This window comes from Psychroflexus longus (assembly GCF_020164595.1).
GTDB classification, from domain to species: domain Bacteria; phylum Bacteroidota; class Bacteroidia; order Flavobacteriales; family Flavobacteriaceae; genus Psychroflexus; species Psychroflexus longus.
In genome coordinates this window covers 114,890-128,513 of sequence record NZ_JAIQZE010000008.1, presented here as the reverse complement: position 1 = coordinate 128,513, position 13,624 = coordinate 114,890, and the positions used below count along the sequence as shown (strand labels likewise).

Genomic DNA, 13,624 nt, shown 5'->3' with positions numbered 1-13,624 from the left:
ATTATGTCAATACTATTGGTCAGCACTACCAGAGATCCCGATAAATGGGTTAAAACACTAAAAGAAAAAAATGAGTCTCTGGATATTCAAATTTACCCAGATGTGGAAAGGCCTGACGATGTTGAGTTTGCTATTTCATGGAAACATCCCGAAGGACTTTACAAAGATTTTCCAAACTTAAAGGTGATTGCATCCATGGGGGCTGGAGTAAATCATATCTTAAAAGATGACAAGCTTCCTGAAGGTGTGAAAGTGACAAGAATCGTCGATAATCAGTTGACAGAAGATATGAGTCAGTTTGTTCTTTTACAGTGCCTGGCTGTTTCCAGAAACCTTTTTATTCACCTCCAGGATCAGTCTGATAAACGGTGGAAACCAAAATCCTATCAAACACCTGAAAAAACGAGTGTTGGCATCATGGGTTATGGTGTTTTAGGGCAGGAAGCTGGAAAAGTTTTGAAGGCAAATGGATTTGAGGTTTTTGGGTATGCGAATTCTTCCAAAATGGTTAATGGAGTTAAAGTTTATGGCGCAGATGAACTAGACGCTTTTCTAAACAAAACTCAAATTTTGGTGTGTTTGCTTCCCGTGACTTCAAAAACTAAAGGAATTTTAGATTTGCAGCTATTTGAGAAATTAAAAGAAGATGCGTATTTGATCAACGTTGCACGTGGAGAACATTTGATAGAAGCAGATTTGATTTCAGCAATAGACAGAGATATTATAAAAGGAGCGAGTCTGGATGTTTTCCAGGAGGAGCCACTACCTGAAATTCATCCATTTTGGAATCATCCTAAAATTCAAATTACACCTCATATAGCGAGTATGACAGGCCCAGAATCTGTAGCCAATCAGCTTTTGGAAAATTACAATCGAATGAAAAAAGGTGAATCTTTGATAAACGAAGTAGATGTTGAGAAAGGGTATTAAATTCCTATGCCTAAAACCCCTTTTTTATAACCAAAATACCAATAAACACCGCTAATATTCCAAGTAAAAGGCTTCCTAAGCCATAGAGAAGAAACTCTGTGTATAGGTTGTTTTTGAGCAAACTCATATTCTCTGATGAGAATGTTGAAAATGTGGTAAATCCACCACAAAAGCCAACGATGAGTAGTAACTGTAAATTTGGATTGGGGGTTTCAGATTTTAAAAACCAGCCCATTAAGAGTCCTATGATTAGGCTGCCCAATACATTAACGGTTAAAGTTCCGTATATATCAAGTTTTGTATCCACCTGGTATTTAAAAATCAGAGATACCCAATACCGGACAAGACTGCCCAAACCACCACCTAAAAAAACTAGCAATGCAGACTTCATTAATTTTCAATTATAGGGATGTAAAAATTGGTAATCCATTCTGCTGGGTTTACAGTATCGTTTCCGTCAATAGCAAATTCAAGATAAGGCTTTAAAGATCCGTTAATAATTAAATCTCTTTTTTCGATGGTTGCTTCAGCTATTGATAAAAGCTCTTTGAGGTTGACATAATCTCCCTTAAGTTGAGTTTTGAAATACGTGCTTCTGGTTATTGGCTTGGATAAAACTTCAAAATAATCCGGTATGACTACTCGGTTTTCTGTTCCTACTCCGGCAGAAAATATGACGTTTTCAGCTTCTTCATATAAATTTTCAAAAAGGATTAATCGACCTTTAAAAACATCGACGTTCTGTTCTTTCATGAAACTTTCAACACTTATGAACGTAGGATTGGATTTTTTCAAAATATTTTCAAAATCAAGTCTGGACGCAGAAGTTGCATGCAGGAGGTAAAATCCGCCAGTTTCGACTTTGCCCACTGGTGAGATATCATAAACAGAGATTTCTCTGGTGATTTGTTGCTCAAGTGTTTTAAGACCTTCTTCCACGGCACCTTCAGTAATTTCTAAGTGTGTTTTATTTGTAAATACATATTCAGTTTTTTGCCAAAAGCCAGCATCCGATTTTAAGTGAACTGTGATCTTGGAGTCCTGGTTATCTGTAGATTCAAAATTCCAATTTATATCAAATTCAGAAGAACTTAACCACGTTTTTAATACGAGTCGTTGTTGAATTGAGTCCTGAGAGAAGGATTTATTCTGAAAATTAATGGATTCAAAAGTTTCATTTTGCCATGAGAGCGTAGTGTTTTCAAAATTCTCTGCATTTCCAAGCCTTGGCTCTGAAGTTGCTTTTTCAGGAAAGCTAAACCAATTTTCATAAGTTGATAAATCCTGAATTCTTTCTTTCAACAACTCTGCTGTCAGTGGAGTTTCAAAAGTTATGGTTTTTTCTTCGGGAAGCGATATGGTGGCAATGTAGAGTGAACCAACCACAAAGACAAGTACGATAAGGAAAAAAAGATATTTGAAAAATTTCATAATGTGTAAAATATTTAAGCTAAGATACTCAAAATGAGATCAGCGTTTTTGAATTTATTTCTTGGCTGTTAGTTCTGCGATTTTGACAATAACCTCGGTAGCTTTCACCATACTTTCTAGTGGAACGTACTCAAATTTTCCATGGAAATTGTGACCCCCAGCAAAGATATTTGGACATGGCAGACCTTTGTAGCTTAACTGAGCCCCATCTGTTCCACCTCTTATCGGTTTTAAGATAGGTGTGATGTCAAGTTGTTTCATGGCCTCTTCAGCAATGTCTACAATATACTTTATCGGCTCAACTTTTTCCCTCATATTGAAATATTGGTCCTTCAGCTCTATGCTGATATCAGCTTCTTCAATGCTGGTATTCATCTTCGCAACAATATCCTGCATCAATTGCTTTCTGGCCTCAAACTTATCTTTATCGTGATCCCTAATGATGTATTTGAGTTCTGTAAGTTCGATGTCTCCGGATATTTTAGAGAGGTGGAAAAAGCCTTCATAGCCTTCCGTGCGTTCAGGGACTTCATCTTTGGGCAGAATGTCAATAAATCTTTGAGCCATGTAGATAGAATTGACCATCTTGTTTTTAGCGTATCCAGGATGAACACTTGTCCCCTTAAATTTTATGACTGCTGAAGCAGCATTAAAATTTTCATACTCGAGTTCTCCAATTTGGCTACCGTCCATAGTGTAGGCATACTTTGCTCCAAACCTGTCGACATCGAAATGATGTGCGCCTCGGCCTATTTCTTCATCGGGTGTAAAACCAACTCTTATTTTACCGTGCTTTATCTTAGGATGATTGACCAGATACTCCATAGCCGAAACGATTTCTGTGACTCCTGCTTTATCATCGGCACTCAATAATGTCGTTCCATCGGTGGTGATCAAAGTTTGTCCTTTGTAATCTTTTAATTCTTCAAAATAGCTGGAAGACAAGATAATATTCTGTTCAGCATTTAATACAATGTCACCTCCATCGTAGTTTTTATGGATTTGAGGATTAATATTAGTGGCATTAAAATCTGGTGACGTGTCAAAATGAGACACAAATCCAATGGTCTCCACATCATGATCAACGTTGGAAGGAAGCGTCGCCATAATATAAGCCTTGTCATCTATAGTGACGTCTTCAAGACCAATATCTTCTAATTCTTTCTTGAGTAGGTTGGCGATGTTCCATTGTTTTTCGGTACTTGGAGTAGCGTCGCTACTAGGATCACTTTGAGAGTCTATTTTGATATAAGTAAGGAATCTTTCTAAAAGCCTTTGTGAATTAATCATGCTAGTTTTATTTTATTCAAAAATATGAATTTGAAGCTATTAAACCTTCTACAAATCGATTGTCTTAGAGAGATTTACTATATTTTTGCAACCAAACTTAAGGAAAGATGTACAAACAGATTTTAAGGCCAATTTTATTTCGATTTGATCCTGAAAAAGTGCATCATTTTAGTTTCAAGTCTATTAAGCTTGCTCATCAACTCCCTGGTATTCCTTCTGTTTTAAAAAAAATGTTTTCACTTGAAGACAAACGCTTGGAAAGAGAAGTTTTTGGACTTAAATTTAAAAACCCGGTTGGTCTAGCTGCTGGTTTTGATAAAAATGCAGAATTGTACAAGGAATTGTCAAACCTAGGTTTTGGTTTCATTGAAATAGGAACCGTAACTCCTAAAGCTCAACCTGGAAATCCAAAAAAACGCTTGTTTAGATTACAGGAAGACTCAGCTATTATTAATAGAATGGGTTTCAATAATGAGGGTGTCGATGAAGTCGTGAAGCGGTTAAGAAAAAATACAGATGTTCTGATTGGTGGAAACATCGGAAAGAATAAAGTTACTCCCAACGAGGATGCTGTCGATGATTACGACTTTAGTTTTGAAGCTTTGTTCGATTGTGTCGATTATTTTGTAGTCAATGTGAGTTCCCCAAATACACCTAATTTAAGAGCACTTCAAGATAAGGAGCCACTTACAAAATTACTAAGTTATTTAGAGGCTAAAAATCAAAAGAAATCGAAACCAAAACCAATCTTACTTAAGATAGCACCAGATCTTACAGAATCTCAGCTTTTGGATATTATTGATATCGTCAAGATTACAAAAATTGCTGGAGTCATCGCTACCAATACTACGATTTCCAGAGAAGGTTTGGCTTCAGAAAATAAACATGAGGCAGGAGGTTTGAGTGGAAAACCTTTAACCAAATCTTCAACTGAAGTGATTCGGTTTTTATCTGAAAAAAGTCATAAGGCTTTTTCGATTATTGGTGTGGGCGGGATTATGACTCCTGAAGATGCTCTGGAAAAACTAGATGCGGGAGCCAGCCTGGTTCAACTTTACACTGGGTTTGTCTACGAAGGCCCTGGACTCGTTAAAGCTATTAATCAAGCTATTTTGGAAAGAATGTCCTAAATCTTATGCTGGAACAACTCATCCCATTTCTTATTGCATCAATATTTTTGACGCTTTCACCAGGGCCAGACATTATTTACGTGCTTTCACAAAGTCTTGTCGGTGGGTATAAAAAAGGGATTATTATTGCCCTGGGTTTAGTTTCTGGGATTATTATTCACACCTCTTTAGTAGCTTTTGGAGTTTCTTTGATCATCAGAAATTCTGAACCTCTTTTTTGGAGTATAAAAATCGCCGGGGCTCTTTACTTACTTTATCTGGCCTATAAAGTCTATTCCTCCCCGCCTCAGAATTTCACTCAGGATAAGATTGTGATTTCAAAAAAATCAGCTTTTTCAGATTTTAAAACAGGCTTTATCATGAACATTTTAAACCCAAAAGTTACCATATTTTTTCTGGCGTTTTTTCCAGGATTTTTGTGGGATACAGAAAAGGATTTGATGATGCAATTCTATGTTTTGGGCGGTTTATTTATGTTGCAGGCATTTGTAATCTTTAGTTTGGTGGCTGTACTTTCAGATCAACTCTCCAAAATTTTATTCAAGTCTTCTACTTCTTATTCATTCCTAAGGTGGTTTCAAGTCATCACTTTTATTGGGATAGCAATTCTGATTTTACTTTAAGTTGAATTCACTTTTGAAAATGCCTTAAAACTGTATATTTGGGCCCATGAAATCAGTGAAACTTATTGAATGTCCCAGAGATGCTATGCAAGGCATCAAGCCTTTTATCCCTACAGATGAAAAGGCCAGATACATCCAATCCTTACTCAAATGCGGCTTTGATACCATAGATTTTGGCAGTTTTGTCTCGCCTAAAGCTATCCCGCAAATGCAGGATACTGCAGAAGTGTTGTCTATGTTGGATTTGTCTCAAACACAAAGCAAATTATTGGCGATTGTTGCTAATAGAAGAGGAGCAGAGGATGCTTCTAGGTTTTCCGAGATTGATTACTTGGGTTATCCGTTTTCGATTTCTGAAAATTTCCAAATGCGTAACACCCACAAAACGATTGCTGAATCTGTTGAGGTGTTGAAATCTATCTTAGAAATAGCACATGCATCGGATAAATCGGTTGTGGCTTATTTATCTATGGGTTTTGGAAATCCTTACGGCGATCCCTGGAATACGGATATAGTGAGTGAATGGACAGAAAAGTTGGCGGATTTAGGAGTAAAAATTCTTTCTTTATCGGATACAGTGGGGAGTTCAACACCAGATGTGATTGAAGATTTGTTCTCAACGCTTATTCCTAAATATCCCACTATGGAGTTTGGAGCTCATTTACATACCACTCCAGACGCCTGGTATGAAAAAGTTCATGCCGCTACTGTCGGCGGATGTCGTAGATTCGATGGAGCGATTCAGGGTTTTGGTGGCTGCCCTATGGCAAAAGATGACTTAACCGGAAACATGCAAACCGAAAAAATGTTGTCTTACTTCAATTCTAAAAATATCGATAATTCGATTCGCATGACCAGCTTTGAATCGGCTTACAATAAAGCTTCAGATTTATTTAATAAGTATCATTAATTTCGAATAACATACTTTTTACAAGATTCCCCTCTTTTTTACCTAATTTTGCAGCGTGAAAAATTCAAAGAAAGACATACGCGCGCTAAGTAAAAAAGAATTGCAGGACTTCTTTGTCTCTCAAGGGGATAAGTCCTTCAGAGGGTCTCAAGTTTATGATTGGTTGTGGAACAAAGCGACTTATAACTTTGAGGACATGACCAACTTGTCAAAAGAAACACGGCAAATGTTGATTGATAATTTTGTGATCAATAACATTGAAGTTGACCAGATGCAGCGAAGCAAGGATGGCACTATCAAAAATGCAGTCAAACTTCACGATGGCTTTACAGTGGAGTCGGTTTTGATTCCAACCATGTCCAGAACTACAGCTTGTGTCTCTTCACAAGTAGGCTGTAGTTTAGATTGTAAATTTTGCGCCACAGCAAAATTGAAACGACTTCGAAACCTTAACGCCGATGAAATTTTCGACCAGGTGGTGGCGATTGATAAAGAAAGCAAACTCTACAATGGCATTCCGCTTTCCAATATTGTATATATGGGAATGGGTGAGCCTTTGATGAATTATAATAATGTGTTGAAGTCCATTGAAAAAATAACTTCTCCGGAAGGACTAGGGATGTCGCCACGACGAATTACGTTATCAACGTCGGGCGTTCCAAAAATGATTAAAAAACTTGCAGATGATGATGTTAAATTTCATTTGGCGGTTTCATTACATTCGGCTATTGATGATGTAAGAACTCAAATTATGCCTTTCAATGCTAAATTTCCATTAGCCGATCTGAAAGACTCTTTGGTGTATTGGTATGAAAAAACAGGTAAATCTGTGACTTATGAATATATTGTTTGGAATGGAATCAATGATCGAGAAGAAGATATCCGCGCTTTGGTAGAATTCTGCAAAGCTATTCCTTGCAAGGTGAATATCATAGAATATAATCCCATAGATGACGGCCAGTTTCAGCAAGGAACAGATGTAGCTGTGGCCAAATATGTGAATGCTTTGGAAGCCAATCGCATCACTGTAACCCTAAGACATTCTCGTGGTAAAGACATTGATGCAGCCTGTGGACAGTTGGCTAATAAAATGAAGGTTTAAGCCTAATTTTCATATTTTCTTAATATTATAAACTCTATATTTGTGAGTCTTGAAAACAGTCTCTCAAATAAAGGAACCCATAGCTCATGAGATGGAACTTTTTGAAAAAAAGTTCTCTCTTTTTATGTCTTCACGGGTAGCACTCCTCAACAAGATAACCCACTTTATAGTCAATAGAAAAGGTAAGCAAATGCGACCTATGTTTGTTTTTTTGGTAGCCAAAATGGTGTCTGATGGGGAGGTCAATGATAGAACTTACCGAGGGGCATCAGTTATCGAACTAATTCATACAGCTACTTTGGTTCACGATGATATCGTGGATGATAGCAATCAGCGTCGTGGTTTCTTTTCCATCAATGCTTTGTGGAAAAACAAAATCGCTGTTTTGGTGGGTGATTTTTTGTTGTCAAAAGGCTTGTTACTATCTATTGATAACAATGATTTTGACCTGTTGAAAATCATTTCTGTGGCGGTTCGGGAGATGAGCGAAGGCGAGTTGCTTCAAATTGAAAAAGCACGTAGACTGGATATTACCGAAGATATTTATTACGAAATTATCCGTCAAAAAACAGCTACACTTATTGCGGCATGTTGCAGTCTCGGCGCAGCGGCAGTAAAGCCTGACTCGGCTCATGTGGAATCCATGCGTAAATTTGGAGAGCTTATTGGAATGGCATTTCAGATAAAAGATGATTTATTTGATTATGGGGAGCAAAAAATTGGTAAACCCACGGGGATTGACATCAAAGAACAGAAAATGACCCTTCCTCTTATTTACACGTTGAACCAGGTGTCGAAAAAAGACAAAGACTGGATCATAAATTCAGTAAAAAATCACAATAAGGATAAAAAGCGGGTTAACCAGGTAATTGATTTTGTAAAATCTACAGGAGGTTTGGAGTATGCCCAAACTAAGATGAAAGCTTTCCAAAAAGAAGCTTCAGAAATTCTACAGCAGTATCCCGAATCTAAATATAAAGCTTCTCTACAACTCATGATCGATTATGTGATCGATCGTGAAAAATAATTTTTTACCTTTAATTAATTTTCAAATTGATTTCCGTTGATAAGTAAAACCACCATTGACAAAGTATTTGATATTTCCCGGGTTGAGGAAGTCATTGGTGATTACGTTCAACTTAAAAAATCGGGAAGTAATTTTAAGGGCTTAAGTCCATTTACTGAAGAGCGTTCGCCCAGTTTCATGGTCTCACCGGTAAAGCAAATTTGGAAAGATTTCAGTTCGGGAAAAGGTGGCAATGTTGTGGCTTTTTTGATGGAACACGAACACTTTACTTATCCTGAAGCTATCAAGCATTTGGCAAAACGCTACAATATCGAAATTGAAGAAACGGAGCAATCTTCAGAAGAAAAAGAAAAAGCCAGCGAGAGAGAAAGCATGTATCTGGTTAATGAATTTGCCAAAACTTTCTTTGTGAAACAGATGCTTCATACCGATGAAGGTAAGTCGGTAGGCTTGAGTTATTTTAAAAATCGGGGATTCACTTCAGAAACCATTGAGAAATTTGATCTTGGCTATTCTCCGGACGAGTGGCAAGCTTTTACAGACACAGCTCTACAGAAAGCCTATAAATTAGAATTTCTCGAAAAAACAGGTCTTACTATCGTCAAGGGGGAAAAACGATTCGACCGCTTCAAGGGTCGGGTGATGTTTCCCATTCATTCCATGTCTGGACGTGTGCTTGGTTTTGGAGGTCGAATTCTGACTAACGATAAAAAGCAGGCCAAATACCTCAATTCGCCTGAAAGTGAAGTCTACCATAAAAGTAAAGTGCTTTATGGACTTTATCAGGCTAAGCAAGCTATTGCTAAAGCCGATAATTGTTACCTGGTTGAAGGCTATACGGATGTAATTCAGTTTAACCAAACTGGAATTGAGAACGTGGTGGCTTCTTCAGGAACAGCCTTAACTCCAGAACAAATCCGACTCATCAGTAGGTTGACCAATAACGTCACGGTTTTATTTGACGGTGATGCAGCGGGATTGAGAGCTTCCATTCGGGGAATCGATTTGATTCTCGAACAGGGCATGAACGTGAAAGTTTGTCTTTTTCCTGAAGGCGAAGATCCCGATAGCTTTGCAAAAGCCAATACGCTTGAAGATCTGCAACTTTACCTTGATGAAAATGCTCAGGATTTTATAAGATTTAAAGCTTCTCTCCTACTGAAAGATGCGGAGAAAGATCCAGTTAAAAAGGCAGAAGTGGTAAGGGATATTGTGAATTCAATTTCAAAAATTCCAGACCAGATTACTCAGGAAATCTACATCCAAACCTGCTCCAATCTTCTTGATGTTTCAGAAGATGTGTTGTTTAGTACTCTGGCTCAAATTCTTGCTAAAGACAGAAGAGAAGCAGGTCGCGGAGACAGACGTAAAACACTTGAAATTGTAAAAGAAACCAAAGAATCAACCCCAGTTCCTAAAGTAGATCAGCAGTACGTCCTGGAGCGAAGTTTAATTCAGTTATTGCTGAGATATGGAGACCAGACCGCTGTTTTTGTAGATTTTGACTTTGATTTTGAAGAAGATAAACACTTAGAAGTTAAACGAGAATATGTCGTTTTTGAAAAAATTTTTATCGAATTACAAGAAGATGAAGTTGAATTTTCAAACCCTATTTTCAAAGAATTATTCGATCTTATTATTGAAACCTATGTAAAGGATAGAACTCTAAAGATCGATAGTTTTGTGAATCATTTGAAGCCTGAACTCGCTGAGGAGGTCACATCCATATTGATGGAATATGAAAAAAATCAATTACACGATTGGAAGCGCCAGGAAATTTTTGTGGTCGATAAAAGTGTTTTGGATCCACGTGAGGTGATGGAAACTATCCTAAATCTTCGTCGTTTTCTCATTAGAAAAAAGGTAAAAGAGCTTAGCGAAATCATTAGAGATCAGAAAGAAGATGTAGATATAGAACTGATGAGAGAAACTATGGAATACAATGGACTCGAAGTTTTAATTTCAAATAAATTAAACAGGGTCTTATAATTTAAGTGCTCTTACGTAGCTTTTTGACTTTCAAAAAATCAAAACATTTACTTCAATTAATCTTTAAGTTCTTCTGGAATTTCGCAAACAGGAATTGGTTGCATTTTATGTTGATTGGCCGAGTGTAGTTTATTGTAGATTTTCAATACCTCTTGTTGTCTATCTGTAATTTCAGCTTCATCTCCGTCAAACTCCATGGCCCACTCCAATTCATCATAGCTAGCGCCAATTTGGTCTTCATCTGTTCTGCTATCACCAAAAAGTCCGTCTGTAGGCTCTGCTTCTTGTATTTCACTAATTACGCTTAAATCTTTTGCGATTTCGAAAACTTCACTTTTCATCAAGTCTGCTAAAGGACTTAAATCCACGCCACCATCTCCATATTTAGTATAAAATCCAACCCCAAAATCTTCAACCTTATTTCCTGTTCCAGCAACCAAATAGCTATGGATCCCTGCAAAATAATAAAGCGTTGTCATTCTCAATCTCGCCCTGGAATTGGCAAGTGAAAAATCTTGTAAATCTTTATCTTCAATTTCGGGCAAACTTGCCTTAAACGTATCAAATGTGTTGGATAAATCCACTTTTATTGAGCTTACATTTGCAAACCTGCTCTCTAATTGATCTATATGCTTTCTTGCTCTGGATACTTGTGATTTATGCTGATGAATGGGCAATTCTATACATAATGTAGGTTTGCCAGTTGTTGCGCAAAGTGTTGAGGTTACAGCCGAATCAATTCCACCAGAAACTCCAATAACAAACCCCTTTTGTTGACTCTCTTTCAAATAATCCTTCATCCAATCTGTGATGTAATCTATTGTTTTCTGCGTTTTCATAAGGCTATTTTTAGGCTTTAATACTTACATTTGTCCCAAATATAAGTAATCTGTTTTGTTGAAAAACATCAAGTCTGGAAATATGAGGATTCGTTTAATTTTGTTAAGTCTTTTTTTTGTTTTATCAGCCTGTGACGAAAACTCCAAACTAAATCCTAAGGCAGAAGCCTTAACAATTGATACAGAGGTTAGGCGTTTCGATATTGCATTTGCAGAGACAACTCCAGACAATTTATCAGCATTGAAGTCAAAATATCCAACTCTCTTCCCGGACCAAGTTCCAGACAGTCTTTGGGTTATTAAAATGCAGAGCGATTTGCAGAAAGAAATCAACTCTGAAGTTCAAAAGGAATTCCCAGATTTTAATGAAGAAACGGAAAGAATTGAACATTTTTTTAAATATGCTAAGTTCTACTTTCCAGACTATAAGATTCCAACAGTTTATACTCTAGCAGAGGAGGTAAATTACAGGCGAAAATTAGTTTTGACGGAAGATGCCTTATTAATTTCTCTAGATAATTATTTAGGAAGTCAGCATAAATTTTATGAAGGCTTAGCTAAATATATTGCCTTACAGCAGGATAAAGAATTTTTAATTTCAGACATAGCTGAAGCATTTATAAAGCAAAAATTAAATTCTAAACGATCTAGGACGTTTTTGTCTGATATGATTAACCACGGCAAAATTCTTTATCTGAAAGATCTTTTAATGCCTTTTGAATCTGATCATGCGAAAATTTATTATTCTGAAGAACAGTTAAAATGGGCCAAAGAAAATGAAACTGAAATCTGGTCTTTTTTTGTTGAGCGTAATTTGATTTACTCCACAGATAAACGTCTAGAAGACCGCTTTATAAATTTAGCACCATATTCAAAATTTTATTTGGAACTAGACAATGAGTCTTCTCCAAGAATCGGTCAATATATAGGATGGCAGATTGTGAGAGCTTACATGAATAAATATCCTAATACAAACATAAAAGAACTCTTAGAACTAGAGTCGGATGTTATTTTTAAAAAATCAAAATATAAACCTTAGTTATGATTGAAAAAAAATCTGAAATTAAAATCAATGTTGTAACAGACGATAATAGAATTCCAGAAAAGTTAACCTGGTCTGCACAAGATGGTGGTATTGACAACGAAGAGGCCAAAGCTGCCTTTTTAAGTATTTGGGATCACAAAGCTCAAGAAACCTTGCGTATTGATCTCTGGACCAAAGAGATGCCAGTTGACGAGATGAAAAAGTTTTTTCATCAAATTTTTGTAGGGATGACAGATACCTTCCAGAGAGCAACAGATGATGAAAAGATGACTGCAACGATGAGAGATTTCTGCGACTACTTTGCTGAAAAGTTAGATATCAAAGACGCCAAAAATGATGCAAAAGAATAAAGCTTTAATTTTTGTGTACAATGCCAACGCCGGGGTAAATAATTCATTATCAGATAGTGTTCATAAGATCTTAAGTCCAAAAACCTACGAGTGTAGGCTATGTGAACTTACCTTCGGCATTGTTTCTGAAAATAGAAAATGGAAAAAGTTTCGAAAAGAAAGCGATATTGAAATGATATTTTTTCATAAGGACGAGTACAAAAGAAAATTCAAATCAAAGTTTGAAAAGCTTTACGATCTTCCTGTAATTCTATACCAAGATAATTATGACTTGAGCTTGATGATAGGTAAAGATGAACTCAATCAAATTGAAGACGTGGATACTTTGATCCACACGATAAAATCGAGGGTATAATTACACCAGAGTCTCGTTGATGCTTTGTATGTAATTTAGAATCTCATCTCGCCCTGTCTGATTTGCTGAAGATGTAACAAAATAGGGAGGAAGCTCTTCCCAGGTCTCAAGAAGTTTGGACTTGTAATCTTCAACGTTTCTTTCTAAAGCATTGGGTTTTAATTTATCAGCTTTTGTAAATACAATTGAAAAGGGAATGGTGTTCATACCCATCCATTCTAGAAACTCTAAATCGATGGGTTGAGGCGAATGCCTGCTATCTATTAAGATAAAAGTATTGACAAGTTGTTGTCTTTTTTCAAAATAGGCCGTTATATATTTCTGAAACGTTTTTTTCTCTTTTTTGCTTACTTTAGCATAACCATATCCTGGTAAATCTACCAGATGCCAATTCTCATTAATTAGGAAATGGTTAATTAGACGTGTTTTTCCGGGCTTACCAGACACTTTGGCTAAAGCCTTTCTGCCCGTAAGCATATTGATGAGTGAAGATTTTCCAACATTACTTCTTCCAATAAATGCATATTCTGGTAATTGTGTACTCGGGCATTTAGTAACATCCGAATTACTCATCACAAACTCTGAAGTTTTAATTTTCATGGC

15 protein-coding genes are annotated in these 13,624 nt (G+C 36.6%); 10 read left to right on the top strand and 5 right to left on the bottom strand.

Translation table 11 applies throughout. The features are described from left to right. The first annotated feature begins 3 nt into the window (after positions 1–3). Positions 4–930 carry a 2-hydroxyacid dehydrogenase gene (locus tag LB452_RS08895; RefSeq protein ID WP_224461384.1) on the top strand — a complete coding sequence of 309 codons (927 nt, stop codon included), beginning with the start codon at positions 4–6 and terminating at the stop codon, positions 928–930. Between the two features lie 10 nt (positions 931–940). On the opposite strand, the gene crcB is transcribed toward LB452_RS08895, so the two are convergent. Genes crcB through pepT form a run of 3 tightly spaced genes read right to left on the bottom strand, consistent with a single transcriptional unit; the run spans position 941 to position 3,651 of the window. After that, on the bottom strand, positions 941–1,321 hold the full coding sequence (gene crcB, locus LB452_RS08890) for a fluoride efflux transporter CrcB (protein ID WP_224461383.1): 381 nt from the start codon (positions 1,319–1,321) through the stop codon (positions 941–943). Continuing rightward, positions 1,321–2,361: an AraC family transcriptional regulator gene (locus LB452_RS08885; protein WP_224461382.1), complete on the bottom strand. Its 1,041-nt coding sequence runs from the start codon at positions 2,359–2,361 to the stop codon at positions 1,321–1,323. The genes crcB and LB452_RS08885 overlap by 1 nt, the downstream gene beginning before the upstream one ends. Before the next feature lie 54 nt (positions 2,362–2,415). Then, complete coding sequence (gene pepT / locus LB452_RS08880; RefSeq protein ID WP_224461381.1) at positions 2,416–3,651, bottom strand: peptidase T; 1,236 nt, start codon at positions 3,649–3,651, stop codon at positions 2,416–2,418. Between the two features lie 107 nt (positions 3,652–3,758). On the opposite strand from pepT, the gene LB452_RS08875 reads away from it, so the two are divergent. From LB452_RS08875 to dnaG, 6 genes are read left to right on the top strand one after another with little or no spacing between them, the layout of a single operon-like run. Next, positions 3,759–4,781, top strand: a complete 1,023-nt coding sequence (locus tag LB452_RS08875; protein ID WP_224461380.1) for a quinone-dependent dihydroorotate dehydrogenase — start codon at positions 3,759–3,761, stop codon at positions 4,779–4,781. Between the two features lie 5 nt (positions 4,782–4,786). Next, positions 4,787–5,404 carry a LysE family translocator gene (locus LB452_RS08870; protein ID WP_224461379.1) on the top strand — a complete coding sequence of 206 codons (618 nt, stop codon included), beginning with the start codon at positions 4,787–4,789 and terminating at the stop codon, positions 5,402–5,404. Positions 5,405–5,450: 46 nt separating this feature from the next. Further along, complete coding sequence (locus tag LB452_RS08865; protein ID WP_224461378.1) at positions 5,451–6,314, top strand: hydroxymethylglutaryl-CoA lyase; 864 nt, start codon at positions 5,451–5,453, stop codon at positions 6,312–6,314. Positions 6,315–6,369: 55 nt separating this feature from the next. Next, positions 6,370–7,416: a 23S rRNA (adenine(2503)-C(2))-methyltransferase RlmN gene (gene rlmN / locus LB452_RS08860; RefSeq protein WP_224461377.1), complete on the top strand. Its 1,047-nt coding sequence runs from the start codon at positions 6,370–6,372 to the stop codon at positions 7,414–7,416. A gap of 49 nt (positions 7,417–7,465) precedes the next feature. Continuing rightward, the gene (locus LB452_RS08855; RefSeq protein ID WP_224461376.1) at positions 7,466–8,443 is read left to right on the top strand and encodes a polyprenyl synthetase family protein; all 978 of its coding nucleotides are present in this window, start codon (positions 7,466–7,468) and stop codon (positions 8,441–8,443) included. Positions 8,444–8,479: 36 nt separating this feature from the next. Further along, positions 8,480–10,432: a DNA primase gene (gene dnaG, locus LB452_RS08850; protein WP_224461375.1), complete on the top strand. Its 1,953-nt coding sequence runs from the start codon at positions 8,480–8,482 to the stop codon at positions 10,430–10,432. A 56-nt stretch (positions 10,433–10,488) separates the two neighbouring features. On the opposite strand, the gene nadE is transcribed toward dnaG, so the two are convergent. Continuing rightward, positions 10,489–11,271: an NAD(+) synthase gene (gene nadE / locus LB452_RS08845; RefSeq protein WP_224461374.1), complete on the bottom strand. Its 783-nt coding sequence runs from the start codon at positions 11,269–11,271 to the stop codon at positions 10,489–10,491. Positions 11,272–11,353: 82 nt separating this feature from the next. On the opposite strand from nadE, the gene gldB reads away from it, so the two are divergent. Genes gldB through LB452_RS08830 form a run of 3 tightly spaced genes read left to right on the top strand, consistent with a single transcriptional unit; the run spans position 11,354 to position 13,021 of the window. Continuing rightward, complete coding sequence (gene gldB, locus LB452_RS08840; RefSeq protein WP_456097027.1) at positions 11,354–12,310, top strand: gliding motility lipoprotein GldB; 957 nt, start codon at positions 11,354–11,356, stop codon at positions 12,308–12,310. A 2-nt stretch (positions 12,311–12,312) separates the two neighbouring features. Next, complete coding sequence (gene gldC, locus LB452_RS08835) at positions 12,313–12,666, top strand: gliding motility protein GldC (protein ID WP_224454683.1); 354 nt, start codon at positions 12,313–12,315, stop codon at positions 12,664–12,666. Next, positions 12,653–13,021 (top strand): GTPase, encoded by a 369-nt coding sequence (locus tag LB452_RS08830; protein WP_224461372.1) that lies wholly within the window; start codon positions 12,653–12,655, stop codon positions 13,019–13,021. Before gldC ends, LB452_RS08830 begins: the two co-directional genes overlap by 14 nt. Here LB452_RS08830 and yihA read toward each other — a convergent pair whose 3' ends face one another. Continuing rightward, the gene (gene yihA / locus LB452_RS08825) at positions 13,022–13,621 is read right to left on the bottom strand and encodes a ribosome biogenesis GTP-binding protein YihA/YsxC (RefSeq protein ID WP_224461371.1); all 600 of its coding nucleotides are present in this window, start codon (positions 13,619–13,621) and stop codon (positions 13,022–13,024) included. Positions 13,622–13,624: the final 3 nt, after the last annotated feature.

Bases quoted from the DNA above. Each gene is read 5' to 3' on its own strand.
- gldC (WP_224454683.1), top strand. From the start codon at position 12,313: ATGATTGAAAAAAAATCTGAAATTAAAATCAATGTTGTAACAGACGAT.
- LB452_RS08895 (WP_224461384.1), top strand. From the start codon at position 4: ATGTCAATACTATTGGTCAGCACTACCAGAGATCCCGATAAATGGGTT.
- LB452_RS08885 (WP_224461382.1), bottom strand. From the start codon at position 2,361: ATGAAATTTTTCAAATATCTTTTTTTCCTTATCGTACTTGTCTTTGTG.
- gldB (WP_456097027.1), top strand. From the start codon at position 11,354: ATGAGGATTCGTTTAATTTTGTTAAGTCTTTTTTTTGTTTTATCAGCC.
- yihA (WP_224461371.1), bottom strand. From the start codon at position 13,621: ATGAAAATTAAAACTTCAGAGTTTGTGATGAGTAATTCGGATGTTACT.
- pepT (WP_224461381.1), bottom strand. From the start codon at position 3,651: ATGATTAATTCACAAAGGCTTTTAGAAAGATTCCTTACTTATATCAAA.
- LB452_RS08865 (WP_224461378.1), top strand. From the start codon at position 5,451: ATGAAATCAGTGAAACTTATTGAATGTCCCAGAGATGCTATGCAAGGC.
- nadE (WP_224461374.1), bottom strand. From the start codon at position 11,271: ATGAAAACGCAGAAAACAATAGATTACATCACAGATTGGATGAAGGAT.
- LB452_RS08875 (WP_224461380.1), top strand. From the start codon at position 3,759: ATGTACAAACAGATTTTAAGGCCAATTTTATTTCGATTTGATCCTGAA.
- LB452_RS08830 (WP_224461372.1), top strand. From the start codon at position 12,653: ATGCAAAAGAATAAAGCTTTAATTTTTGTGTACAATGCCAACGCCGGG.
- LB452_RS08870 (WP_224461379.1), top strand. From the start codon at position 4,787: ATGCTGGAACAACTCATCCCATTTCTTATTGCATCAATATTTTTGACG.
- crcB (WP_224461383.1), bottom strand. From the start codon at position 1,321: ATGAAGTCTGCATTGCTAGTTTTTTTAGGTGGTGGTTTGGGCAGTCTT.